Genomic DNA, 25,220 nt, shown 5'->3' with positions numbered 1-25,220 from the left:
CCCCTGCGTCACAAACCCTCTGCCCCTCCCCCCCCTCCTTCCTTTCTCCCCCCCCCCGCCGCCCCGGCGCCCGGGTTGAGGGGAAGAACAGGACACGGACCGCCCCCGCCGCTCTCCCGGCGGGGGCGGTCCGCCGTCCGCCCGGGGCCCGCCGCCCGCTCAGGCCTGTTGGAGTCCGGGCCTGCCCGCCTCGGTCACGAAGGAGGTCCGGGTCGAGATGGGCGCGCCGGGGGCGGTCACGTACGGCAGGACCCGGAAGTCGGCCCGGCAGGTCTCCCGGGTCAGCGCGCAACGCACGTAGCCCCGCTGGAAGTTGGTGAACTTTATGTGCTCGTTGGCGGCGAGCAGCCTGGCCCCCGAGGGGTCCAGGTCCATGCCGTCCTTGCTGGTGGAGATGGACGAGCCGACGAACTCCACGCCGAGCGTGGGCGATTCCGGGTCGTCGAAGTCCCGCTTGAGGTCGGCGGCGAGGTGCCGGTGCATGTCGCCGGTGAGTACCACCGGGTTGCTCACGCTGCGGTCGGTGATCTCCTTGAACAGCCTCTGGCGCGCGTCCACGTAGCCGTCCCAGAAGTCCATCACGAAGGTCTGGCCGGGGCCGGGGTCGGTGTCGACCTGGGTCACCGGGATCTGCTGGGAGATCATGTTCCAGGTCGCGTCGGAGCGGCCGAGGCCGCGGTACAGCCACTGCTCCTGCTCCGGGCCGAGGATGGTGCGGCCGGGGGTCAGCCGGTCGGTGCAGCCGCTCTTGGAGCCGTCGCCGCAGGGCTGGTCGTCGCGGAAGAGCCTGGTGTCGAGGATGTGGAAGGTGGCCATCCGCCCGTAGCGCAGGCTGCGGTACATCCGCGCCTGAAAGCCGTTCGGCCGGTTCGGCAGCCGCAGCGGCAGGTGCTCGTAGTACGCCTGGAAGGCCGCCGCCGCCCGCTCGCGGAAGACCGCGGGGTCCTGGTCGGGCTCGGTGTCCGCCTTGGACCTGTCGCGCGCCCAGTTGTCCTCGACCTCGTGGTCGTCCCAGACGACGGCGAACGGGTGGGCGCGGTGGGCGGCGATGAGGTCGGGGTCGAAGCGGTGCAGGGCGTGGCGGTTGCGGTACTGGGCGAGGTTCATCGGCTCGGGGCGCAGTTCGGCGGCGACGGGGACGTTGCGCACGCCGCCCATGGCGTCGATGGGGTTCTCGTAGATGTAGTCGCCCAGGTGCAGGACCAGGTCGACGTCCTCCTCGGCGAGGTGCCGGTAGGCGGTGTAGAAGCCCTCGAACCACGCCTGGCAGGAGACGAAGGCGAAGTCGAGCTCCTTGGGCCGGCTGTGCGGCGGGGGCGCGGTGCGGGTGCGTCCCACGGGGCTGTGCACGCCGCCGGCCCGGAAGCGGTAGTAGTAGTGCCTGCCCGGCTGCAGTCCGGAGACCTCGACGTGGACGGAGTGGGCGAGTTCGGGCACCGCGCGGGTGCGTCCCCGGCGCACGACGGAGCGGAAGCGTTCGTCGCGGGCGACCTCCCACTGCACGTCGACGGCGTACGGCGGCATGCCCCCGGCTCCGTCGGGGGCGAGGGGCTGGGGGGCGAGGCGGGTCCACAGCACGACTCCGTCCGGCCACGGGTCGCCGGACGCGACCCCGAGGGCGAACGGGTCCTCGTGGAAGGGCGTGTCGCCCCATGCCCTGCCCGCGGAGGCACCGGCCGCGGCCAGGGCCAGGCCGATCGTTCCGCCGAGCATCATCCGTCTGCCGAACGCTCCGGTACCACTTGACGCACTGTCCATCTGCATGAAACTCGTCCCTTCGTCGGGCGGAATTCCGTCCGGTACGAGCCGGGAGCGGCACGTGATTTCACGTCCGTCCATGTGGTAATCACAGGGTGAATATCACAGGGAATCACGTGCCACAAGACCACCCGCCGACGTCCGCAATACCGTTCACAGACGGTTAGTTGGGACAACATCACCCCTTTTCCGAGGTGAACGGGAGACACATCGGCAACACCCTTGACACCCCCCAGGGCGGCTCATAGTCTCCACGCCACAGAATTAACGTTAGATTTCACATCGGGAAATTCGGTGCGACGGAAGGACGTGCTCGTGTCCGGTTCCCCGGCAGTCGATCCGCCCGTCCCTTGGCCCTCCGAAGGGGCGGCGCACAGCCGTTCCGGAACCACGACGCTGCGACCCCACGCCCTGCGGTGCGAGCACCGCACCACCCCGCTGGGGATCGACGAGGCCGCGCCCCGGCTGTCCTGGCGGCTCGCGTCCGACCACCGGGGCGACGATCCCGTGGCCCACCGGGTCCGGGTCGCCGAACGCGTCGAGGATCTGGACGGGGACGGCCAACTCCTGTGGGACACCGGCCGGGTGGCCGACCCCGGCGCGACGGCCGTCCAGTACGCAGGGCCGGCCCTCCCACCTCTGACGCGCTGTCACTGGCGGGTGTCCGTGTGGCGGGCCGGGGCGGACGTCCCCGCCGAGGCCACGTCCTGGTTCGAGACGGCGTTCACCGGCGCCGCCCGGTGGCGGGCGTCGTGGATCGCCCACGAACCGGGCCCGGTCGATGTCATGGACGCGCCCACCGAGGGCGAGTTCGCCCTCGACGACCACGGGCTCGCCCCGTGCCCGATCCTGCGGCGCTCCTTCACCGCGGCGGCCGGCACCCGGGCCCGCCTGTACGTCAGCGCGCGGGGGCTGTACGAGGTGCGGCTCAACGGCGTGCGGGTCGGCGACGCCGAGCTGGCGCCCGGCTGGACGGACTACCGCCACCGCGTCCAGTACCAGACGTACGACGTGACCGGGATGCTGCGCGACGGGGAGAACGTGCTGGCGGCCACCCTCGCCGACGGCTGGTGGAGCGGGTTCGTCGGCTTCGAGCCGCGCCGGGCCGGGGCCCATTACGGCTCGTTCCCCCAGCTCCTGGCGGAACTCCGGATGGCCGGTGCGGACGGCTCCGACAGTTCGGTGGTCACCGACGGGACCTGGCGCACCGCCACCGGGGCCGTGCGGCACGCGGACCTGCTGATGGGCGAGTGCCACGACCTGCGCCACGCGCGCGACGGCTGGGAGCTGCCCGGTTTCGACGACTCCGACTGGTCCCCGGCCCTGGTCACGGAGACCGACCACCGGCTGCTCGTGGCATCCGTCGACGAGCCCGTGCGGGCGACGCGGGAGCTGCGCCCGTGCTCGGTCCGCCGGGTCTCGCCCGGCACCCATGTCGTCGACTTCGGCCAGAACATCGCCGGCCGGGTGCGGCTGAGGGCGGCCGGGCTCGCGGCCGGGGCCCGGATGACGATCCGTCACGCGGAGGTCCTGGACGGGTCCGGACAGCTGTACACGGCGAATCTGCGCACCGCCGCCGCGACCGACGTGCTCGTCGGGGACGGGCGCGGACCCGTCGTGTTCGAGCCGCGGTTCACGTACCACGGGTTCCGGTACGCCGGGATCAGCGGTCTGCCGGAGCTGTCCGAGGACGACGTCGTCGCCGTCGCGCTGCACAGCGACACCCCGTGGGCCGGGGAGTTCGACTGCTCGGACGCCGAGCTGCGGCGGCTCCACGACTGCGTGGCGTGGGGGCAGCGTTCGAACTTCGTGAGCGTGCCCACGGACTGTCCGCAGCGCGACGAGCGGCTCGGCTGGCTGGCGGACGCGCAGGTGTTCCTGCCCACCGCCGCGCTCAACGCGGACGTCGCCGCGTTCTTCACCAAGTGGCTGCGCGACGTCGACGACGCCCGCACCCCGGACGGCGGCTTCCCCAACGTCGCCCCGCGGCTCGTGGGGGTGGCCGACGAGGGCGCGCCCGGCTGGGGCGACGCGGGGGTGATCGTCCCGTGGCACCTGCACCGCGTCTACGACGATCCGCGCTTCCTCTCCCGGGCGCTGGACGGCATGTGCGCCTGGGTCGACCTGATCCACCGTCACAACCCCGATCTGGTCTGGCGCCACCGGGTGGGCCCGCACTTCTCCGACTGGCTCGCCCCCGGCACCCCCACCCCGCGCGACGTCATCGCCACGGCGTACTTCGCGCACAGCGCCCGGCTCACCGCGAAGGCCGCCGGGGTCCTCGGGCACGAGGACACCGCCCGGCGGTACCACCGGCTGGCCGACGACGTCCGGCGCGTGTTCGCCGAGCGCTTCGTCACGGTCGACGACGCCGGGGCGGACGGCCCCCGGGTGCGCGTCGCCGGGGACACCCAGACCGGGTACCTCGTCGCGCTCGCCTTCGAGCTGCTGCCCGCCCGTCTGACCGGTGCCGCCGCCGGCCGGCTGGCCGAACTCGTCGGTTCGGCCGGTCCCGCCCTGCTGACGGGTTTCCTCGGGGTCGCGCTCGCCGCCCCCGTCCTCGACGCCCACGGACACTCCGACCTCGCCCACGCCCTCCTGCTGCGCGACGAGGTGCCGTCGTGGCGCTTCCCCCTGCGGCACGGCGCCACCACGATCTGGGAACGCTGGGACGGGTGGACGCCCGACGCGGGGTTCCGCGCCCCTTCGATGAACTCCTTCAACCACTACGCGCTCGGCTCGATCGGCGAATGGCTCTACCGGGGGGTCGCGGGCCTGGACCAGGCGCCGGACTCCACGGGGTACCGGCGGCTGCTGATCCGGCCGCGGCCCGGTCCCCTCCGCCGCGCGAGCGCCCGCCACGAATCGGTCCGCGGCACCGTCGCGGTCTCCTGGGAACGGGATGAAGAAAGGATCATCCTGTGCGTCCGGGTGCCGCCCGGGGCCACCGCCGATGTGTACGTGCCCACCACGGACCCCGGCTCGGTCCGCGAGTCGGGGGTGGTGCCGGGGACCGGCGACCCCCATGTCGCACCGGTCCCGACCGCCTCCGGCCAGGTGTTCCACCGCGTGTCCTCGGGCACGTACCGCTTCACCGCCGCCTACGCTCCGACGGACGCCCCCTCCGGGGCGCCCGGCACGGTCCGGCCGTCGCCCGTCCCCGGCCGGGGCGCATCGAACCCGCCCGCCCGTCAGCACGAGGAGGACACACCATGACGACGCGTTCCCATCCCCGGCCGGGCCGGGGCGCGGTCGGCCGCCGCGGCTTTCTCCGCATCGGCGGCGGGGCCGCGGCGCTCGCCGCGCTTCCCCCCGTCCTGACGGCCTGCTCCGATTCGGGCGGCGACTCCGGGAAGCTGCGCGTCGTCGGCGTCGCCGACCAGCAGAAGCCGATGGAGGACATGGTCGCGCGCTACCGCAGGTCCCACCCCGACGCCTCGTTCGCCACCTCCTTCGCGCCCACGGACCAGGTCCAGACGGTGGTGCGCACCCAGCTCGCCGGCGGCAACGCCCCGGACGTGCACGTGCTCTATCCCGGCAGCGGCAGCGCCATGTCCATGGTCGAGCTGGCCAGGGCCGGGCTGCTGGCCGATCTCAGCGGACAGGGCTGGACCGAGGAGGTCCCGAAGAATTTCCACCCCGCCTACCGGCACGAGGGCAAGACCTATCTGTATTCGGCGGGCAGCAGTGTCATCGGTGCCATCCACAACAAGAAAGTCTTCGCCGACGCCAAGGTCGAACCGCCCCGGACCTGGAACGAACTCCTCACCGTCTGCGCGAAATTGAAGGCGAAGGGCGTGATCCCGATCGCGCTCGGCGCCCAGACCCCCTGGGTGACCCAATTGATCACCTACGCGCTGGTCCCCAACGCCGTCTATGCGAAGAACCCCGGATTCGACGCCGAAATGGCCTCCGGCAAGGCACATTTCCGCGGTTCCGGATGGGCCGAGGCGATGGGCAGGTACAAGGAGCTGCAGCGCCGGGGTTTCTTCAACGACAACCCCAACGGGACGACGTACGAGCAGCAGACCTCGATGGTCGCCGGTGGCAGGGCGGCGATGGCCGTCCAGGTCTCCGCCGTGCTCGCCAACTTCCGCCAGGCCGCCCGGAACCCGGACGACCTCGGCATGTTCCCCTTCCCCGGCGGTGACGACGCCGGGAAGCTGTGGATCCCTGCGGGCATCGTCGTCGGGGTCGGGATCTCCGCGCGGTCGAAGAAGTCGGCCGGGGCGAAGGCGTTCGTCGAGTTCCTCGGGAAGCAGGAGAACGTCGACCGCTGGGCGCAGTCCGTGGCCGCGATCCCGTTCAAGCGCGGCTCCTCGACCAGGATCGACCCGGTCCTCGGCTCCTTCCTGCCCCTCATCGACGACAACCGCGCCGTCCCCTTCATGGACCAGAGCTGGCCCAACGCCGAGGTGCAGCCCGCCCACTTCGCCGCCGTGCAGGAACTGCTCGCGGACAAGACGGACGTCGACGGCGCGCTGGCCCGGATGGACGAGGCCTACGGGAAGGCACTGTGACGAGCACCTCCTCCGAGGAACGCACGGTCGCCGGGAAGCGGCTGGGGGCCCGCCCCGGTCCCGGCCGTCCGGCCCGGCGCCGTGACCACACCCTCCCGCCCCGGTTCTTCGTCGTGCCCGCGCTCGTCGTCTACGCGGTCGTCGTCCTCTATCCGAGCCTCGCCGGGGTGATGTACGCCTTCACCGACTGGTCCGGCATCGGCGGTTTCTCCTTCACCGGCCTGGACAACTTCCGCGCCCTGCTCGACGACGACCGGGCCCTGGAGTCCGTCGGCAACACCCTGCTGCTGACCGTCGCCGTGGTCGTCGTCCAGAACGGCATCGGGCTGCTGCTCGCCCTCGGCGTCCATGCCCGCATCCGGTCCCGTGCCGTGCTGCGGCTGATCTTCTTCGCGCCCGCGGTGGTCAGCCCGGTCATGGTCGCGATCCTGTGGAAGTACATCTACAACCCCGACAACGGCGCCGGGCTCAACGGGGTCCTCGGCGCGATCGGGCTCGGCGGGCTGCGCCAGGACTGGCTCGGCGATCCCTCGCTCGCCCTGTGGTCGGTCGCCGCGATGGTCGTGTGGCAGTACGCGGGCTACTCCATGGTGGTCTTCCTGGCCGGGCTCCAGGGCGTGCCGGCCGAGCTCCACGAGGCGGCGCGCATCGACGGGGCGGGCCCCTGGCAGCGCTTCCGCTACGTCACCTGGCCCCTTCTGGCCCCGGCGCTGACGATCAACCTCATGCTGTCGACCATCGGCGGCCTCAAACTCTTCGACCAGGTGTACGCCGCCACGAACGGCGGCCCCGGCACCTCCAGCGAGACGCTGTCGACCGTGCTGTACAAGGAGGCCTTCGTCTACGGGAAGTTCGGGTACAGCACCGCGGTGGCCCTGGTGCTCGCCCTGTTCGTGGCCGCGGTGTCCCTGGTACAGCTCCGCTATCTGCGCGCGAGGGAGGTCACCGCGTGAGCGTCGCAACGGCCCGCGGTCCGGTGGGAAGGCGGCCCCGCGGCGGCCGCGGACCGCGTTTCGGACGGTACGCCCTCGAACTGGTCATGATCGCCGTCGCGGTCGTCTTCCTCTTCCCGGTGTACGCCCTGGTCACCCTGGCTATGAAGGACCCCCGGCAGATCGCCGACTCGCCCCTGGCGCCGCCCTCGCCGCCCACCTTCGACAACTTCGGCAACGCCTGGTCCTCCGCGTCGCTGGGGCCCGCCCTGCTCAGCAGCACGGTCATCACCGCCGTCAGCCTGCTGCTGCTCGTCGTCCTCGGCTCCACCGGTGCCTACTACCTCGCGCGCCGGGCCCGCGGCATCGGCTACGGGCTGTACGTCCTGTTCCTGCTGGGCATCGTGCTGCCGTTCCAGCTCGGCATGATCCCGCTCTACAAACTCGTCGACGACCTGGGCTGGCTCGGCACGTACCACGGCATGGTGCTCTTCTACACCGGTATCCAGCTGCCGTTCACCGTCTTCCTGTACACCGGTTTCATCCGTGCGCTGCCGCAGGACTACGCCCAGGCCGCGCTGATCGACGGCTGCAACCACCGGCAGGCCTTCGCCCGGGTGGTCTTCCCCCTGCTGCGCCCCATCACCGGCACCGTGATCATCCTGAACGCCGTGTTCGTCTGGAACGACTTCTTCACCCCGCTGCTGTACCTGGGCGGTTCCGGCCGGGAGACCGTGCCGGTGGGCGTCTTCGCCTTCGTCGGGCAGTACGTCTCCGACTACGGCCTCGTCTTCGCGGGGCTGGTGCTCGCCGCACTGCCGATCCTGGTGGTCTTCGTGCTCCTCCAGCGCTACGTGATCAAGGGTTTCGCAGGCGGCCTCAAGGGGTGAGGACATCCCATGGCACATCCCGGACACCGGCCCCTCCCGCCGGACGTGGCGGCGGCGTTCGCCGATCCGCCGCGCGCCTTCTCGCCCGTCGCCATCTGGTGGTGGAGCGGGGAACGGCTCGAACGGTCCCGGCTGCGGGCCCAGCTGGAGCGGTTCACCGAGGGCGGGGTGCACCAGCTCGTCCTCCTCAACCTGGCGCCGTCGGGCCCGCTGTTCGGCTCCGACGCCGATGATCCGCCCTTCCTCTCCGACGCCTGGTGGGCGCTGCTCGACGGCGTGTGCGAGGACGCCCGCGAACTCGGTGTCGGGCTCTGGTTCTACGACCAGATCGGCTTCTCCGGCGCCGACCTCCAGGCCCGTCTCGTCGACGAACGGCCCGACCGCGCCGGGTGCCGGCTCGACCGCACCCGCGCCGTGGTCGAGTCCTCGGCCGCCCGGCCCGGGGAACTGCGCTGTCCCCCCGGTGCCCGGCCCCTGGCGGGCGGTGCCGAACCGGTCGACGGCGACGGCCTGGCCACCGGCCCCGCGGTGCCGGTCCCGGTGGCCGGCGGGGTCGTGCGGGCGCCCGGCCCCGGGCGCTGGCGCCTGACCGTCCATCACCACGACGCGCTCGGTTTCGACTACCTCGGGGAGGAGGCGTGCGCGGCGCTGCTGGACCGGGTGCACGGGGAGTTCGGGCGCCGGCTCGGCGACCGCCTCGGGACCGTCGTCGTCGGCTCGTTCCAGGACGAGCTGCCCGCCCTGCCCACCTGGTCCACCGGTTTCGCCGCGTCGTTCCTGCGCCGCCACGGGTACGACGTCACCGCACGGCTCGACGCCCTGTACGCCGACAGCACGGACCCGGACGCCCACCGGATCCGCCGCGACTACCACGACACCCGTGCCGAACTGGCCGAGGCGGCGTTCTTCCGGCCGCTGGCCGCCTGGCACGAGCGGCACGGCCTGCTCGTCGGCTGCGACCAGCAGGACCCCGCCCGGGCCGGGCACCCCGTCGGGGGCGTGCGGCTGTACGCCGACTACGCCCGTACCCACCGCTGGTTCTCGGCCCCCGGCTGCGACCACCACGGCGACGCCCGCGTCCACTCCTCGCTCGCCCACCTCTACGGCCGCCCCCGCACCTGGATCGAGGCGTTCCACTCCACCGGCTGGGGCGGGACGCCGGAGGAGACGTTCGACTGGCTGCTGCCGTGGCTGCGGGCCGGGGCGACGCTCTACAACCCGCACGCGGTCTACTACACGACCAAGGGCGGCTGGTGGGAGTGGGCGCCGCCCGCGACCGACTGGCGGCAGCCGTACTGGCGTCACCACCGGGTCCTCGCCGACGCGGTGGCCCGGCTGTGCGCGGCCCTGAGCCTGGGCCGCCACCTGTGCGACGTCGCGGTCCTGCTGCCCACCGCCACGGCCCAGGCCGGCACCGCCCTGGACGGGGTCACGGACGCGGCGGAGCACGCCCAGTCGGTGTATCTCGGCCTCGTCGGGGAGATGTCCTGGTTCCGCACCCGGCCGGGCCTCCTGGACCAACTGGGGCTGGACGCCGACGTCGTCGACGACGCCTCCCTGGCCCGTGCCCGGCTCTCCCGGTCCCCCGACGGGGTGCGGCTGGAGGTGGCGGACGAGGCGTACGGCACGGTCGTGCTGCCCGCGTGCACCGTCGTCGAGCGGGAGACGGCGCACCGGCTCGTCGAGTTCGCCTCGGCCGGCGGCCGGTTGATCGCGCTCGGCGCGCTTCCCGAGCGTCTCGTCGGCCCGGGTCCGGCCGTCACGGCGGCCGAGCTGCGGGCCTGCTTCACGGACGGCCGGGCGGTGCACGTCCCGGCCGCGGACGGCTCGGACGGTTCCCTCGCCGCCGCGCTGGCCGGGGCGGTCCCGGTCGTCCGCGCCCCGGTGCCCGCGCTCGCGCGCCGGGTGGACGGTGCCACGGTGGTGTTCCTGACCGCGGGCAGTCCCCGGGCGACGCGGGCGAGCGTCGCCGCCCCCGACGAGCGGGGGGCTGCGCTGGGCTGGCTGGACGCCCGTTACGACTTCGACCCCGGCCGCTACGCGCGAAGTGCCCGGGTACGGGTGCGGGACGTGGCGGGGCCCGCGGTCCTGCTGGACCCGTTCGGCGGGGCGCCGCGGACCCTGACCGCGGTGCCCGCGGCCGACGACGCCCGCGCCGTGGAGGTCGAGGTCCCCTTCGACACGGGACCGGCGGCGCTGCTGGTCTTCCCGGCCGGGAGCGGTGCCCCGGCGGCGCCCGTGCCCCGGTCCGCACCGGTCGCGTCCGGTGCGGACGCCGCCGTCGTCACCGTCGAGGTCCCCCCGGACGCGGAGTGGCGGATGACGCTCGTCCCGACCCTCGACGACACCTGGGGCGACTTCGCCCGCCCCGCGACGGGTCCGCCGTCCGCCGGCCCGGCGGTCACCGAGTGCCGGACCTTCGGGCACCGGGTGGAGGAGGCGGGCGAGGACGGCGTGCGGGACGGCTGGACGGGGGCGGAAGGAGCCCGCCTGGCACGGGCCACGGTGCACGCGACGTTCGGCCCGCGGGCGGTCGCCTCCCGAGGCGCCCCCGGGCGGGGCCGCCCGTCGGTCCTGGAGTGGTCCGACTCGCTGGGCGTGCGCAAGGACCCGGTGCACCGCGCCGTGCTGGGGCCGAAGGGGCACGTGCCCGAGGAGTTCGTGCACCTGGGCCACGCGGTCGCCGGGGAACCGGTGCGGCTGCGCACGGTGCTGCACCTCGACGAGGACTTCGACGGGCACCTCGCGATCGGGGCCGCCGCGGCGAAGAGCGTCCGGCTCGACGGCGTGCCCGTGCCCCTGGACGACCGGGGCCATCTCGCGACGGGCCGGCTGCGGGCGGCGGCCGGCCCCCGGCTGCTCCGCCTCGACCTGGTCCCCGACCGGGACTGCGCGCTGCGGGCGCACCTGGCGCTCGTCCGCGACCCGGAGCGCTACCGGCGCCCGGAGTGGATCCTCGCCCCCGGGGCGGTGGGCACGACGCTGCACCTGCCGGTCCTCCCCGTCCGGGCCGTGGTCCAGCTGGCCTCCCGGGTGCCCTGCGCGCTGCGGGTGAACGGGCGGCTCGTGGGCAGGCAGGGCGGCTTCGACCCGTACGCCGAGCACGCGGTCCCGCGGGTGCGCCGGCACGACGTGACGGCAGCCCTGCGCCCCGGCGACAACGACATCACCGTGGAGACGTCCGGCGACGGCGAACGCGCGGTCCTCGTGGACGCGGTCCTCGACGACGGGGCCGGGGGCCGGGTGGTGACGCTGCACAGCGACGCCACGTGGCGGATCGGAGGGGCCCGGGGGCGCGAGCCGGTCGCGGTGCGCCGCGAGCCGGTGGGCGACCCCGCGGCCCTGCATCTGCGCCGCCGCCCGCACCCGCTGCCGGGGGCCCGGTGGCTGGATCCGGACGCGGACGACGGCACGGTGGTGCCGATCCGGTTCGCGGTCCCCGGCCGCCGGGCCGCCGTGGAGTGGCTGTGGTGCCTGCTGCCGCCCGGCGCGACCCGGCTGACGGTGCCGGTGCACGGCGGGGTCACGGTGTACGTGGACGGTGCCGAGTGTGCCGGCGGGGCGGGCGCCGTCGGGGAGCGGGGGGTGCGCACCGTGACGGTCGAGCTGCCGGCCGGTGGTCCGCACGGGCCGCGGACCGCGGCCCTGCGCCTTCGCACCCGCCCCGGCCTGGAGGGCGGTGCCGCGCTGGCCGGTCCGCTGCGCTGCACGGTCGGCCCCGGACTGATCCGCCTCGGCGACTGGGAGACCCGGGGCCTGGCCGAGTACAGCGGCGGGGTGCGCTACAGCCGTGAGGTGACGGTGCCCGACGCGGCCGACGGGGGACGCGTCCTGCTCGACCTGGGGCGGGTCCGGGGGACGGCGGAGGTGCGGATCGGCGGGGTGGCCGCCGGGGTGCGTGTGTGTTCCCCGTACGTGTTCGACCTGACGGGACTGGCCGGTCCCGGGACCCACACCGTCGACATCACCGTGTTCGGGACGCTGGCGCCCCGGCTGGACGCGACGAGCCCGACGCATTTCGTCTTTCCCGGGCAGCGCGTGAGCGGACTGTCGGGCCCCGTGCGGCTGCGGGTGGAAGGGATGTGACGGGGCGGGTGGACCGGTCCGGGGATGGTGCGCGCCGGGGCGTGCGAGGACACTGACGGCGTGTCGTACGAAGAACTCCGCGCGGAGCCCCGGTGGCGGGCGACCGGGAACACGTCCTTCCCCGCCGCCGCCGAGGTCGGGGGCCGGTGGTGGGTCCTGCGGATCAACTGCTTTCCCGACCATCCGCTCTGGACGCTGTTCGTGGACGGCGTCAGGCGCTTCGACACCGACGGCACCCCGCCCGCCTGGGGACGGCCGCTGAACCCCTCGTCGCCCCCGCTGGACGCGCGCACCGGACGGGAACTGCTCGGTCCCCTCCTGGACCTCGCCGCGTACGGCAGCGAGGTCGGCGATCCCTGCGACAACCCGTTCTGCTGCGGCTGACCCGGGACCGGGCACGGGCCACGACCCGTGCTCCTGGCCGTGCACCGACGCACGCCGCACGGGGTGCGGCCCGGTCCGCCGGACGGCTGCCGCCGCCGGTGGACCGGGCGGTTCACGGACGGGGCGGGGTCACGCCGGGTCGCCCGCGGCGACCGGGGGCCGCTTCGCCGTCCGCTCCTCGTCCCGGCTGCGGGTGAGGTCGCGGCCGAGGGTCTCCCGGGTGACCGCCACGGTGACCGTGGTGACCACGGCCGCCGCGCAGAGGTAGAGGCTGACGGGCGTGGAGGAGCCGAATTCCCGGAGGAGTTCGACGGCGATGATCGGGGCGAGGGCCCCGGCGACGATGGAGGCGAGCTGGGAGCCCATGGAGGCGCCGGAGTAGCGGACCTTGGTGTCGAACATCTCGGAGATGAACGCGGCCTGCGGCCCGTACATCGCGCCGTGCAGCACCAGGCCGGCGGTGACGGCCAGGGTGATCACGGCGAACGACTCGGAGTCGACGAGGGCGAAGAAGGCGAACGCCCAGACGGCCATGCCCACGGAGCCGATCAGGGTGACCGGGCGGCGCCCGATCCGGTCGGACAGCGCGCCCCAGGCCGGGATGGTGACGAAGTGGACGGCGGAGCCGATCAGGACGGCGTTGAGCGCGGTGCTCTTGGGCAGTTCCAGGTGTGTGGTGACGTACACGAGCACGAAGGAGGTCAGGATGTAGTACGAGATGTTCTCGCCGAAGCGGACCCCGATGGCCGAGAGGACCTCGCGCCAGCTGCGCCGGAACACCTGGACGACGGGGGCCTGTTCCTTGACGCCCCTGACGGCTTCCGCCTCCGCCCTGGCCTGTGCCTCCAGGAACACCGGGGACTCCGAGACCGACACCCGGATCCACAGCCCGATCACCACGAGGAGTCCGGACAGCAGGAAGGGGACTCGCCAGCCCCAGGACTGGAAGGCTGCTTCCGACTGGAACGAGGCCAGCAGCGCCAGGACCCCGGTGGCCAGGAGGTTCCCGCCGGGGGCTCCGCCCTGCGGCCAGGACGCCCAGAAACCGCGGTGCTTGTCCCCGCCGTGCTCGGAGACGATCAGCACGGCGCCGCCCCACTCGCCGCCCAGCGCGAAGCCCTGCACCAGCCGGAGCACGGTCAGCAGGATCGGTGCCCCGACGCCGAGGGTCTCGTAGGTGGGCAGCAGACCCATGGCGAAGGTCGAGCCGCCCATCATCAGGAGGCTGACGACCAGCAGCTTCTTGCGGCCGATCTTGTCGCCGAAGTGGCCGAAGACGATGCCGCCCAGCGGTCGGGCCAGGAATCCGATCGCGTAGGTGACGAAGGCGATCAGGGTGCCCACCAGCGGGTCGGCGGAGGGGAAGAACAGCGTGTTGAACACCAGCGCGGCGGCCGAGCCGTAGAGGAAGAAGTCGTACCACTCGATGGTGGTGCCGATCAGGCTCGCGGCGACGATGCGGCCTATGCCGCCTCTCGGCCTGGGGGTGTCAGACATGGATTCACCGGGTTTCACGAATGGGGACGGAAGGGCGTGTTGCGGGGTGGTGCGGGACCGGGTGGGGAGGGTCAGCCGGCGGTCCAGCCGCCGTCGAGCGGCAGGGACGCCCCGGTGAGACAGCTCGTGTGGGGGCCGCACAGCCACAGGACGGCGGCGGCGACCTCCTCGGCCTCCAGGAGCCGCTTGACCGGTGAGCGGGCCAGCATGACGTCGGAGAGCACGTCGTCCTCGCTGATGCCGTGCGCGGCGGCCTGGTCCCGGATCTGGCCCTCGACGAGCGGGGTGCGGACGTATCCGGGGTTGACGCAGTTGCTGGTGACGCCGTGGGGGGCGCCCTCGATCGCGGCGACCTTGCTCAGCCCCTCCAGGCCGTGCTTGGCCGCGACGTAGGCGGACTTGTAGGCGCTGGCCCGCAGCCCGTGGACGCTGGAGACGTTGACGATCCGGCCCCAGCCCTGTCCGTACATGTGCGGCATGACCCGCCGCATGAGCAGGAACGGGGCGGTGACCATCACCTTCTGGATCAGCTCGAAGCGCTCCGGCGGGAACTCCGTGAGCGGGGCCACGTGCTGCAGACCGGCGTTGTTGACCAGGATGTCGACCTCGGTGGGGAGGAGGTCGACGGCGGCCCGGTCCGCGAGGTCGGCCACGTGGACCGGGCCGCCGGTGATCTCCGCCACCGCACCGGCCGCCGCCGCGTCCCGGTCGACCACGTGCACGGTGGCTCCCGCCTGTGCCAGGGCGAGCACACAGGCCCGGCCGATGCCGCTGCCGCCGCCGGTCACGAGGGCCGTGCGTCCGTTCAGGTCGACCGCGGCGGGCGGCGGCAGCGGGGCCGGGGTGGGAAATGTGTTCGTCATGGCCGGAAACAGTAAGGAGCGCTCCGGGTTCGTCCCATGTGATGAACCGCTACAAAGCAATGCTCTTCAGTGGCCCTGTCCACCACAGCCCGACGGGGGCGATCCGCGTCGGCGCGCCGTCCGTCGCGGTCGCGCCCTTCCCGCGGATCGACGACGGCCGGATCGCGAGGGGCGATCCGGCCGGGTCGGGACGGTGGTGGTGCGGTGGTGCCGGTCAGGTCCGGGGCGCGGGACGGCCGGTTCCCCGTCCGCCGAGGGGGCAGCTGTCGACGAGGGCCGCCGCGTCAGCCCCGGCGGGCCGTGCCACGGTCCGGGAGGCGGGGGGCCGCCGTCCCTCGGTGAGCCAGTCCTCCAGCGCGGTGAACGCCGAGCGGTGGCAGGGGGTCAGCGGCCGCAGCCGGTCAGGGAACACGTCGAACAGGGAGTCGGTGTGGGTGCCGTCCTCGATGCGGTAGTAGCGGTGCAGGGAGCCTCGGCCCGACTCCTTCACCATGCGGGCGTAGACGTCCGAGTCCCGGCTGATCGGCAGCAGGACGTCGAGGGTGCCGTGCACGGTGATCAGCGGTTTGCCGATGCGCCCGGTGAGGCCGATCCTCCGCACGGCCCGGCGCACCTCGTCGGGGCGCGTCGAGTAGTCGTAGTCGGCGTCGCAGGCCGGTGTTCCGGACGCGCAGTACGGGGTGCCCGCTTCGAGTGCCCCGTCGAAGTCCGGGTCGATCTCCTCGCGGTAGATGCGCTGCGTCAGGTCCCAGTAGACCTGGTGGTGGTACGGCCAGAGGAACTCCGAGCCCGCCGGGTAGCCTGCGGCGTGCAGGGCGTCCCGGGCCGCCCCGGCGCCCTCGCCCCCGGCCGCGTACACCGGGTAGTGGCGCATCGCCTCGGGCAGGAAGTCCAGCAGCGTGGGCCCGTCGGAGCGCCACAGGGTGCCTTCCCAGTCGACTCCCCCGTCGTAGAGCTCGGGGTGGTTCTCCAGCTGCCAGCGCACCAGGTAGCCGGCGTTCGACAGTCCGGTCACCAGGGTGCGTGCCGGCGGCCGGTGGTAGCGCTGGGCGACCGTGGCGCGGGCGGCCCTGGTGAGCTGGGTGAGCCGGTCGTTCCACTCCGCGATGGCGTCGCCCGGCGCCTTTCCGTCCCGGTGGAACGCGAGGCCGGTGTTGCCCTTGTCCGTGGCGGCGTAGGCGTAGCCGCGGGAGAGCACCCAGTCGGCGATGGCCCGGTCGTTGGCGTACTGCTCGCGGTTGCCGGGGGTGCCGGCCACGACGAGGCCGCCGTTCCACCTGTCGGGCAGCCGGATGACGAACTGGGCGTCGTGCTTCCAGCCGTGGTTGGTGTTGGTGGTGGAAGTGTCGGGGAAGTACCCGTCGATCTGCGTGCCGGGTACTCCGGTGGGCACGGGCAGGTCCTTCGGGGTCAGCCCGGCCCAGTCGGCCTCGTCGGTGTGTCCCGAGGCGACGGTCCCGGCCGTGGTCAGCTCGTCGAGGCAGGCGGTCTGCTGGTGTTCGGCGCCGGGTACCCGCAGTTGTGCGGCGTTCACGCAGCGGCCGTCGCGGTGGCCGGTGTCGGCCGTCGCCGCGGAGGGGGTGAACGCGAGGGCGGCCAGGGCGAGTACGGCCGGGGCGCCCCGTTTCCAGAAGCGGGGCGGGGAGTCGGTGGAGCGGCGCATCGGGCTGCCTCCGGGGTCGTGTGGTCGGACGCGCGGAGGCTATGCCGCCGGTTCGGCCGGTTCCATGGGTCCGTGGACCACCGTCCGGCTCCCGACGGTGGTGCGGGCCGCCACCCCGGTCCGTGCGGGAGGGCCCGGGAGGAAGGATGATGACGTGCCGTCAGGAGTCTGGCGGGTGTGCCGGCGGAAGGCGCCGCCCGTACCGCCGTCCTGCACGCCTGTTCAGGGGCGCGGCCATGGATGGCCGCCACACAGGGGGCCCGCCGAGCCTGGCTGCCGAGCCCATGCCGGCCCCGGTGCGAGTGCCCGGATGATGGGCGCCACGCCGACGGGCGGCCCCGCCCGGTACCGGTCCGGAGAACGTACTCGTCGTCCCAGGAGGCAGTCCGCATGCGACAGCCGAACCCCCCGAATCCCCCGCACCGCTCCGCGGGAAGCCGCCGCACGGGAGGTGTCCGCCGCCTGCTCACGGTCGCGGCGGGCACCCTGGCCCTCGCCGCGGGTCTGCTGACCGTCGCCCCGCGGGCGTCCGCCGCCGGTCTCACCGAGATCACCGGTTTCGGCACCGATCCCGGCAACCTCTCCATGTACGCGTACGCGCCCGACGGGCTGCCGGCCGAAGCGCCCGTCGTGGTCGCCCTGCACGGCTGCACCCAGAGCGCGAACGACTACTACGCCCACTCGGGCTGGCCGGAGCTGGCCGACCGCTACGGCTTCTCGCTGGTCCTCCCGCAGACGAGCGCCGCCAACAACACCAACTCCTGCTTCAACTGGTTCGAACCGGGCGACAGCACGCGCGGTCAGGGCGAGGCGCTGTCGATCAAGCAGATGGTCGACGAGGCCGTCGCCCGGTACGACGGCGACCCCGAGCGGGTGTACATCACCGGTCTGTCGGCGGGCGGCGGCATGACCGCGAACATGCTCGCCGCGTACCCCGACGTCTTCGCGGCGGGGTCCATCGCCTCCGGTCTGCCGGCGCACTGTGCGAACAGTGTGGCCGCGGCCTACACCTGCATGTACGCCCCGGCCGACAGGACCCCCGGCCAGTGGGGCGATCTCGTGCGGTCCGCCGCTCCCGCCGGGACCGCGTCCTGGCCCCGGGTGGCGATCTGGCAGGGCACCGCCGACACCACCGTCCGGCCCGCCAACGCCACCGAGCTGCGCGACCAGTGGACCGACGTGTGGGGCATCGGGCAGGCCCCCTCCCGTACCGAGGAACTGGCCGGGGGCACCACGCTGAGCGTCTACGACGACGCCTCCGGCGCACCCGCGGTCGAGGTCTACTCGGTCGCGGGCATGGCCCACGGGCTCGCGGTCGATCCCGGCAGCGGCGCCGAGCAGTGCGGCACCACCGGCACGTACTACCTCGACACCATCTGCTCCAGCTACCGCACCGCCCGGTTCTGGGGACTGGACGACGACGGCGGAACCCCGGGGACGCTGCCGGCCCCCACCGGGGTGACCGTCACCGGGACCACCGACACCACCGCAGCCCTGAGCTGGCACGCGGTCACCGGCGCGGCCTCGTACGACGTCCACCGCGACGGCACGAAGGTGGGCACCGCCACGTCGGCCGGCTACACCGACACCGGCCTGGCCACCGGCACGGCGTACCGCTACACCGTGGCCGCGGTCGACCCCTCGGCCGCGCGGGGCGCGGCCTCCGCCGCGGTGACCGCGACCACCACCGGGTTCACGCCCACGTGCCACACGGCGGACAACTACGCGCACACGGTCGCCGGACGCGCCCGCCACAGCGGCGGGTACACCTACGCCCTGGGGTCCGGCCGGCCCATGGGGCTGTGGAACACCTCCGTCGGGCACACCCTCGAACAGACCTCGCCGGGCCACTACGTGATCGCCGACTCCGGCTGCCCCGCCTGACCCCCGTCCGCGGTCCCGGCGGGTTCCACACCGGGGCCGCGGGCGGAACCATCGCCTCCGCCACACACCTCGACAAGTGTTCCGCCCACACCCCTCACCGGGGTGAAGTGTGTTCGGCACCCATGGTCGCGCCCGGCGCGCCTTCCTAGGCTCACTGCCCGTCGGTTGTACTGGCACCGGCTCCGACCTGCGAGGTCGTCCCGGTTGCCCGAGGGAAAGGGACCGTATGGGTCTGGACAAGACAGTCGCAAGCGCGGCGGCGGCGGTGGCCGACATCCCCGACGGGGCCTCGCTCGCCGTGGGCGGCTTCGGCCTGTGCGGCATACCGGGCACGCTGATCGACGCGCTCCGGCGCCGCGAGGTGGGCGGCCTCCACATCGTCTCGAACAACTGCGGCGTCGACGACTGGGGGCTCGGGATCCTGCTCGCCGGCGGGCAGATCTCCCGGATGACGAGTTCGTACGTCGGGGAGAACAAGGAATTCGCCCGCCAGTACCTGAGCGGGGAGCTGGAGGTCGAGCTCGTGCCGCAGGGGACGCTGGCGGAGCGGCTGCGGGCCGGCGGCGCAGGCATCCCCGCCTTCTACACCCCGGCGGGCACCGGCACCCAGGTCGGCGAGGGCGGGCTGCCCTGGCGGCACGCCGCCGACGGGTCGGTCGCCGTGGCCTCGCCCGCCAAGGAGACCAGGGAGTTCGGCGGACGCCCGTACCTGCTCGAACACGGCATCACCACCGACTTCGCGCTGGTCCGCGCCGAGGTCGGCGACCGGCACGGGAACCTCGTGTTCCACTCGTCCGCGCGCAACTTCAACCCCCTGGCCGCCATGGCGGGCCGGATCACCGTCGCCGAGGTGGACCGGCTCGTCGAACCCGGCGAGCTCGACCCGGACGAGATCCACCTCCCCGGCGTCTTCGTCCGGCGCGTGGTCCGTGTGGATCCCGGCGACCCCGCGGCCGAACGGCGCGTCGAACGCCGTACCGTCCGGCGGGAAGGCGGTGTCTGACATGGCTCTCACCCGTGAGCAGATGGCGGCCCGGGCCGCCCGGGAACTGACCGACGGCAGCTACGTCAACCTCGGCATCGGCCTTCCCACGCTCGTCCCCAACCACCTGCCGCCCGGCATCGAGGTGGTCCTGCAGTCCGAGAACGGCATCCTGGGCGTGGGCCCGTACCCGGCCGAGGACGAGCTCGACGCCGACCTCATCAACGCCGGCAAGGAGACCGTCACCACCCTGCCCGGCGCGTCCTTCTTCGACTCCGCGCTGTCCTTCGGCATGATCCGCGGCGGCCACATCGACGCGGCCGTGCTGGGCGCCATGCAGGTCTCCGCCTCGGGCGACCTCGCCAACTGGATGATCCCCGGCAAGATGGTCAAGGGCATGGGCGGCGCCATGGACCTGGTGCACGGCGCGGGCCGGGTCATCGTCCTCATGGAGCACACCGCCAAGGACGGCAGTCCGAAGCTCGTGCCCGAATGCACCCTGCCGCTCACCGGCCGGGCCGTCGTGCAGCGGGTGATCACCGATCTCGCGGTCGTCGACGTCACCCCGGACGGCTTCGTCCTGGCCGAGCTGGCCCCCGGCGTCACCGTCGACGAGGTCCGGGCCGCCACGGCGGCGGACCTGACCGTGCCGGACGGCCTCGGCGCCGTACCGGTGGGCTGAGCAGGACTCCTCCACGCGCTCCGACCGGTCGCCGCCGGGCTCCGTCCGGTCCCTCCCGGGACCACCGGACCCGGCGGCGTTCCCATGCCGTCACCTGTTCGAACAAGGTTTCCCGGAGCGGAAGTTGTACCGGGACCACCCTCCCGGGAGGCGTTCACCGCCCTGGCAGAATGCAGCCCTGGAGCCGACCCGGCAGAGCTAGGAGCCGCCCTGTGTTCTACTACGTGCTCAAATACGTCGTCCTCGGACCACTTCTGCGGTTGTTCTTCCGTCCCAGGATCGAGGGCCTGGAGCACGTTCCGGAGGACGGCGCGGCCATCATCGCCGGCAACCACCTGTCGTTCTCCGACCACTTCCTGATGCCCGCGATGCTCGGACGGCGCATCACCTTCCTCGCCAAGGCGGAGTACTTCACCGGGCCGGGCCTGAAGGGACGGCTGACCGCCGCCTTCTTCCACAGCATCGGGCAGATCCCGGTGGACCGTTCGGGGAAGGAGGCGGGGCAGGCCGCGATCCGGGAAGGGCTCAAGGTGCTGGGCCGGGGCGAGTTGCTGGGCATCTACCCGGAGGGCACCCGTTCGCACGACGGCCGGCTCTACAAGGGCAAGGTGGGCGTGGCCGTCATGGCGATCAAGGCGCAGGTGCCGGTGGTGCCGTGCGCGATGGTGGGGACGTTCGAGATCCAGCCGCCGGGCCAGACCATCCCGCGCATCAAGCGGGTCACCATCCGCTTCGGCGAACCGCTGGACTTCTCCCGCTACGCGGGCCTGGAGAACCAGAAGGCCGCGGTCCGGGCGGTCACCGACGAGATCATGTACGCGATCCTGGGGCTTTCGGGACAGGAGTACGTCGACGAGTACGCGGCCAAGGTGAAGGCGGCGCAGGCCGAACAGACCGGCCCGTCGGAAAAGTTCCCGAAACTGCGACGCCGACGGCGGATCCGCGCTCGGTGAACTCCGCTGTTCCGGGTCGTGGTCCCGGCCTAGCGTCCTTGCCATGGCCAAGGGAAACGCATGGGTTCTGGGAGCGACGGGACAGATCGGACGGGTGGCCGTACGGGCACTCGTCGAGGACGGCTGGGAGGTGACGGCCGCCTCGCGCGGCGGCGGCAGGGACGACCGGTGGGACGACGCGGTGCGCACGGTCGCGCTCGACCGCAACGAGGAGGGGGCGCTCGCGGCGGCGCTGGGCGACAGCTGCGACGTACTGGTCGACATGGTGGCGTACGGCGCGGACCACGCCGGGCAGTTGACCGGCCTCGCCGACCGGATCGGTTCGGCGGTGGTCATCTCCAGCGGTGCGGTGTACGAGGACGACCGGGGCCGCAGCTTCGACACGCAGAAAGAGCCCGACGGCGCCCCGTGCTACCCCGTGCCGATCCCGGAGTCGCAGCGCACCGTGGAGCCGGGGGACTCGACGTACGGGACGCGGAAGATACGGCTGGAGCGGGATCTGCTGGCGGCCGGGGAGACGCTGCCGGTGACGCTGCTGCGGGCCGGGGCGATCCACGGGCCGTACTGCCGCACGCCGCGCGAGCTGTACTTCGTGAAGCAGCTGCTGGACGGCCGGACGCGGCGGGTGCTCGCCTTCGACGGGCGGTCGCGCTTCCACCCGGTCCATGTGTCCAACCTGGCGGAGCTGATCCGGCTCGCCGCCCTGCGGCCCGGTTCGCGGGTGCTCAACGCCGGGGACCCGCAGGCGCCGACGGTCTTCGAGATCGGTGCGGCGATCGACGCGGTGCTCGGCCGGAGCATCGAGACGGTGCTGATGGCGGGCGCACCCGGGGAGGACCTGGTCGGCTTGACGCCGTGGTCCTCCGCCCATCCCATCGTGTACGACATGACGGCCGCCGAGCGGGAGCTCGGGTACCGGCCGGTGACGGATTACGTGGAGTCGTTGCCGGAGACGGTCGAGTGGCTCGCCGCGCAGTTGGCGGAGGGGGACTGGACGGAGATGTTCCCGGCCATGCTGCGGAGCTACGACAGGAAGCTGTTCGACTACGCGCCGGAGGACGCCTGGCTGGAGGCGTACGACCGGAAGGCGTAGGGAGTTGCGCGGGGCGCGGGCGGCCACTGGTCCGTGGCCGCCCGCACCGGTGTCCGCGGCCCGTTACGGCTTCGGCGTGGCGTGCGGGGCGCACGTCACGTCGCGGCTGTCGGTCCGGCCGGTGAGCAGGTAGGTGTCCACCCGCTCGTTGACGCAGGGGTTGGTGATGCCGGTGACGCCGTGCGAACCGGCGTCCCGCTCGGTGATGAGCCGCGAGCCCTTGAAGCGCTGGTGCAGTTCGACGGCGCCCTCGTACGGGGTGGCGGCGTCGCGCTCGGACTGGACGATCAGCACCGGCGGCAGGCCCTTGCGGGTCTTCACGTTCAGCGGGGTCTGCTGCTTGGCGCCCCAGGTGGCACAGGGCAGGTTCATCCAGGCGTTGGCCCAGGTCATGAACGGGTAGTCCTTGTGCAGCCGGGTGTTGTCACGGTCCCAGGTGCGCCAGTCGGTGGGCCACTTGGCGTCCGCGCACTCGACCGCGGTGTACACGGCGTTGCCGTTCTCCGAGGAGATGTTCCCCGCGATGTCGGACATGTCCGGGCCGGCGGCGTCGATCAGGGCCTGGGTGTTTCCGCTGCGGTAGTCGCTCCAGGTACGGGCGATGGACACCCAGGTGGAGTCGTAGTAGGGCGCCCGCTGGAAGAAGCCGATGAGTTCGGCGGGGCCGACGACGCCGCCGAGCGGGTTCTTCTTGGCCTCGGCGCGCAGCTTCAGCCACTCCTGCTCGACCTTCTCGGGGGTGTCGCCGATGTGGAAGGCGGCGTCGTTCCGGGCGACCCATGCCTTCCAGTCGTCCCAGCGCTTCTGGAAGGCGATGTCCTGGTTGAGGTTGGCCCGGTACCAGATGTTGTCCTTCGCCGGGTTGACGACGCTGTCGACGACCATGCGGCGGACGTGGTCCGGGAAGAGCGTGCCGTAGACCGCGCCCAGGTAGGTGCCGTAGGAGACGCCCAGGAAGTTGAGCTTCTTCTCGCCGAGCGCGGCACGGATGACGTCCATGTCGCGTGCGGTGTTGGGGGTGGTCATGTGCGGCAGCATGTCGCCGCTGCGTTCGGCGCAGCCGGCCGCGTACTCGGCGGCGAGCTTGCGCTGGGCGAGCTTGTCGGCCTCGGAGTCGGGTACGGGGTCGGCCTTGGGGGCGCTGACGTACTCCTGCGGGTCGACGCAGGAGATCGGCGCGGAGTGGCCGACGCCCCGCGGGTCGAAGCCCACGAAGTCGTAGGCCTTCGCGGCGTTCGCCCAGATCGGGTTCTTGGTGGCGACGCGCTTGGGGAACGCCATGCCCGACCCGCCGGGGCCGCCCGGGTTGTAGAGCAGCGCTCCCTGGCGCTCGTCGGGGGTGCCGGTGCTGACGTGCCGGTCGACGGCTATTCGGATCTTCTTGCCGTCGGGCCTGGCGTAGTCGAGCGGTACGGTCACCCAGCCGCACTGGATGGGTGCGGCGATGCCCCAGTCGGCCGGGCAGTCCTTCCAGTCGATGCCTGCCCTGGCTGCCCGTGCCGCGGCGAGCTCGACGCCACGGGCCTCGGAACCACGGTGGTGACGGCTCTCGGCAGTGGCCGCGGGCGCGGACATCACGCCCGCCACGAGTGTGCCCGCGATCAGGGCGCCGGCCGGGCCGAGCACTGCGGTGCGTCTCAAGTGGAACCCCCATCGGATCCGAAGCGCCACCGGTGGTGGCACGATTCATTCGGGACCTTTCGCGGATCCTGTCTCCTGTGGGGTTCCTGAGAACAGATCGCACATCCACTTCTTTATCGAATCGATAACCGGACACCGGCGTCCCGCTGACCGGTGCTCAGCCTCCGGTCGTCCTGCGCGCGACCGATTCCTCGTCGTACGCGTCCAGCGCCTCGTCCAGGACCCGGCGCAGCAGGCGTGCGTCGGGGGCGGTGGCGGTGACGAGTGCGGCGGGACCGGCCAGTGGGGCGAGCACGGCCGTCGGTCCCAGCAGCCGCGCTTCGGGGCGCCGTTCGGTGAACGCCGGGTCCACCAGGAGGAGTTGTCCGACGGCCCGGTGGCCGCCGAGGACCGCCGGCCCGTCCCAGCCGTCGGGCGCGCCCGGCCCGTACGACGTCTCCTGGTCGAGCAGCGGGCGGCCGTCGCGGTGCGCGGTGATGCGGCTGGTGAGGGTGCCGGAGTCCTCGGCGTGCCGGCCGAGGACCTGCTCCTCGCGCAGCACCAGCCGTGCGGTGGGGGCGAGCCCGATCCGGGTGAGCGTGCGCAGCACGCTGCCGCGCACCGAGACGAGCTGTTCCGGCAGCCAGCGCAGTTCGGCCCCCTCCCCCACGGTCAACTCGATCTCGTACGCGGCGGGTTCGGCGTTCCTTCCGGGCAGGGCGACGGTCGCCGCCGCGGCGTCGACGGTGAGCCGGGCGCCGTCCTCCACCCGTGCCTCGATGGCGAGCCGGTCGCCGCCGAGCGGTGCGCTCATGGCTCCGACGACGGTGACCCGGGCGCCGGGGCCGTTCGTGGCCCGGGTCCGGCGCAGTGCCAGCGGCCCGTCGCTCTCCAGCACGGGAAGTGCGGTGCGGCCCCGGCCGTCGGGGGCCGCGGTGATCCGGGCGGTGGCCCGGACGCTCATGCGGTCCATGCGGCGAGCCGCCCGCGCACCCAGTCGGCGACGGGGCCGACGCCTTCCCCGGAGGTGAGCGAGGTGAGGGCCACGGGGAGCGGCCCGCGCTGCTGTGCGGCGTCGCGGGTCATCCGGCCGAGGTCCGAACCGACGTGGGGGGCGAGGTCGGTCTTGTTGATGACGAGGAGGTCGGCGGTGGTGATGCCGGGGCCGCCCTTGCGGGGGATGTCGTCGCCGCCGGCCACGTCGATGACGAAGACCTGGGCGTCGACGAGTCCCCTGGAGAAGGTGGCGGTGAGGTTGTCGCCGCCGGACTCGACCAGGATCAGATCGAGCGGTCCGACGGTTTCCTCCAGGTCCTCGACGGCTTCGAGGTTGGCGGAGATGTCGTCGCGGATGGCGGTGTGGGGGCAGGCGCCGGTCTCGACGGCCTGGATGCGCTCGGGCGGCAGGACGGC

General features: G+C 73.0%; 18 protein-coding genes. 11 read left to right on the top strand and 7 right to left on the bottom strand.

Features of this window, described 5'->3' with window-relative positions; translation table 11 throughout:
- Positions 1–159: 159 nt before the first annotated feature.
- On the bottom strand, positions 160–1,764 hold the full coding sequence (locus ABZZ04_RS37650) for an alkaline phosphatase D family protein (protein WP_356936748.1): 1,605 nt from the start codon (positions 1,762–1,764) through the stop codon (positions 160–162).
- A gap of 309 nt (positions 1,765–2,073) precedes the next feature.
- Between ABZZ04_RS37650 and ABZZ04_RS37645 the strand changes: the two genes are divergently transcribed.
- From ABZZ04_RS37645 to ABZZ04_RS37620, 6 genes are read left to right on the top strand one after another with little or no spacing between them, the layout of a single operon-like run.
- Entirely contained in the window at positions 2,074–4,974 is a 2,901-nt protein-coding gene (locus ABZZ04_RS37645) for a family 78 glycoside hydrolase catalytic domain (protein WP_356936747.1), read from the top strand.
- Entirely contained in the window at positions 4,971–6,278 is a 1,308-nt protein-coding gene (locus ABZZ04_RS37640) for an extracellular solute-binding protein (protein WP_356936746.1), read from the top strand. The genes ABZZ04_RS37645 and ABZZ04_RS37640 overlap by 4 nt, the downstream gene beginning before the upstream one ends.
- Positions 6,275–7,231, top strand: coding sequence for a sugar ABC transporter permease (locus ABZZ04_RS37635; protein WP_356936745.1), 957 nt, complete (start codon positions 6,275–6,277; stop codon positions 7,229–7,231). Before ABZZ04_RS37640 ends, ABZZ04_RS37635 begins: the two co-directional genes overlap by 4 nt.
- Positions 7,228–8,100 carry a carbohydrate ABC transporter permease gene (locus ABZZ04_RS37630; RefSeq protein WP_356936744.1) on the top strand — a complete coding sequence of 291 codons (873 nt, stop codon included), beginning with the start codon at positions 7,228–7,230 and terminating at the stop codon, positions 8,098–8,100. Before ABZZ04_RS37635 ends, ABZZ04_RS37630 begins: the two co-directional genes overlap by 4 nt.
- A 9-nt stretch (positions 8,101–8,109) precedes the next feature.
- Complete coding sequence (locus ABZZ04_RS37625; RefSeq protein WP_356936743.1) at positions 8,110–12,186, top strand: hypothetical protein; 4,077 nt, start codon at positions 8,110–8,112, stop codon at positions 12,184–12,186.
- Between the two features lie 60 nt (positions 12,187–12,246).
- Positions 12,247–12,570, top strand: a complete 324-nt coding sequence (locus ABZZ04_RS37620; protein WP_356936742.1) for a hypothetical protein — start codon at positions 12,247–12,249, stop codon at positions 12,568–12,570.
- 129 nt (positions 12,571–12,699) lie between these two features.
- Here ABZZ04_RS37620 and ABZZ04_RS37615 read toward each other — a convergent pair whose 3' ends face one another.
- The 3 genes from ABZZ04_RS37615 to ABZZ04_RS37605 form a co-directional block, all read right to left on the bottom strand.
- Positions 12,700–14,067 (bottom strand): MFS transporter, encoded by a 1,368-nt coding sequence (locus ABZZ04_RS37615; protein WP_356936741.1) that lies wholly within the window; start codon positions 14,065–14,067, stop codon positions 12,700–12,702.
- A gap of 71 nt (positions 14,068–14,138) precedes the next feature.
- On the bottom strand, positions 14,139–14,930 hold the full coding sequence (locus tag ABZZ04_RS37610) for a 3-hydroxybutyrate dehydrogenase (protein ID WP_356936740.1): 792 nt from the start codon (positions 14,928–14,930) through the stop codon (positions 14,139–14,141).
- Between the two features lie 214 nt (positions 14,931–15,144).
- Positions 15,145–16,593 (bottom strand): 3-hydroxybutyrate oligomer hydrolase family protein, encoded by a 1,449-nt coding sequence (locus ABZZ04_RS37605; RefSeq protein ID WP_356936739.1) that lies wholly within the window; start codon positions 16,591–16,593, stop codon positions 15,145–15,147.
- A gap of 390 nt (positions 16,594–16,983) precedes the next feature.
- Here ABZZ04_RS37605 and ABZZ04_RS37600 point away from each other — a divergent pair, with 390 nt between their 5' ends.
- From ABZZ04_RS37600 to ABZZ04_RS37580, 5 genes are all read left to right on the top strand, one after another.
- A complete protein-coding gene (locus ABZZ04_RS37600; RefSeq protein WP_356936738.1) occupies positions 16,984–18,477 on the top strand; it encodes a PHB depolymerase family esterase in 1,494 nt (497 codons plus the stop codon).
- Positions 18,478–18,703: 226 nt separating this feature from the next.
- Positions 18,704–19,480, top strand: a complete 777-nt coding sequence (locus tag ABZZ04_RS37595; protein WP_356936737.1) for a CoA transferase subunit A — start codon at positions 18,704–18,706, stop codon at positions 19,478–19,480.
- Position 19,481: 1 nt separating this feature from the next.
- On the top strand, positions 19,482–20,141 hold the full coding sequence (locus ABZZ04_RS37590; protein ID WP_356936736.1) for a CoA transferase subunit B: 660 nt from the start codon (positions 19,482–19,484) through the stop codon (positions 20,139–20,141).
- 212 nt (positions 20,142–20,353) lie between these two features.
- Positions 20,354–21,094, top strand: a complete 741-nt coding sequence (locus tag ABZZ04_RS37585; protein WP_356936735.1) for a lysophospholipid acyltransferase family protein — start codon at positions 20,354–20,356, stop codon at positions 21,092–21,094.
- 43 nt (positions 21,095–21,137) lie between these two features.
- Positions 21,138–22,187, top strand: coding sequence for an NAD-dependent epimerase/dehydratase family protein (locus ABZZ04_RS37580; RefSeq protein WP_356936734.1), 1,050 nt, complete (start codon positions 21,138–21,140; stop codon positions 22,185–22,187).
- Between the two features lie 63 nt (positions 22,188–22,250).
- Here ABZZ04_RS37580 and ABZZ04_RS37575 read toward each other — a convergent pair whose 3' ends face one another.
- The 3 genes from ABZZ04_RS37575 to ABZZ04_RS37565 all read right to left on the bottom strand — a co-directional run.
- Complete coding sequence (locus ABZZ04_RS37575; protein ID WP_356936750.1) at positions 22,251–23,762, bottom strand: alpha/beta hydrolase; 1,512 nt, start codon at positions 23,760–23,762, stop codon at positions 22,251–22,253.
- A 223-nt stretch (positions 23,763–23,985) separates the two neighbouring features.
- Positions 23,986–24,771 (bottom strand): urease accessory protein UreD, encoded by a 786-nt coding sequence (locus ABZZ04_RS37570; protein ID WP_356936749.1) that lies wholly within the window; start codon positions 24,769–24,771, stop codon positions 23,986–23,988.
- The coding region (locus ABZZ04_RS37565; RefSeq protein ID WP_356936733.1) for a GTP-binding protein at positions 24,768–25,220 on the bottom strand (453 nt) is incomplete at its 5' end. The genes ABZZ04_RS37570 and ABZZ04_RS37565, both read right to left, overlap by 4 nt.

Source organism: Streptomyces sp. NPDC006435, from assembly GCF_040612315.1.
In the GTDB taxonomy this organism is placed as follows: Bacteria; Actinomycetota; Actinomycetes; order Streptomycetales; family Streptomycetaceae; genus Streptomyces.
Note: the sequence above shows the minus strand (reverse complement) of the source record. Positions and strands in the feature narration are given on the sequence as shown.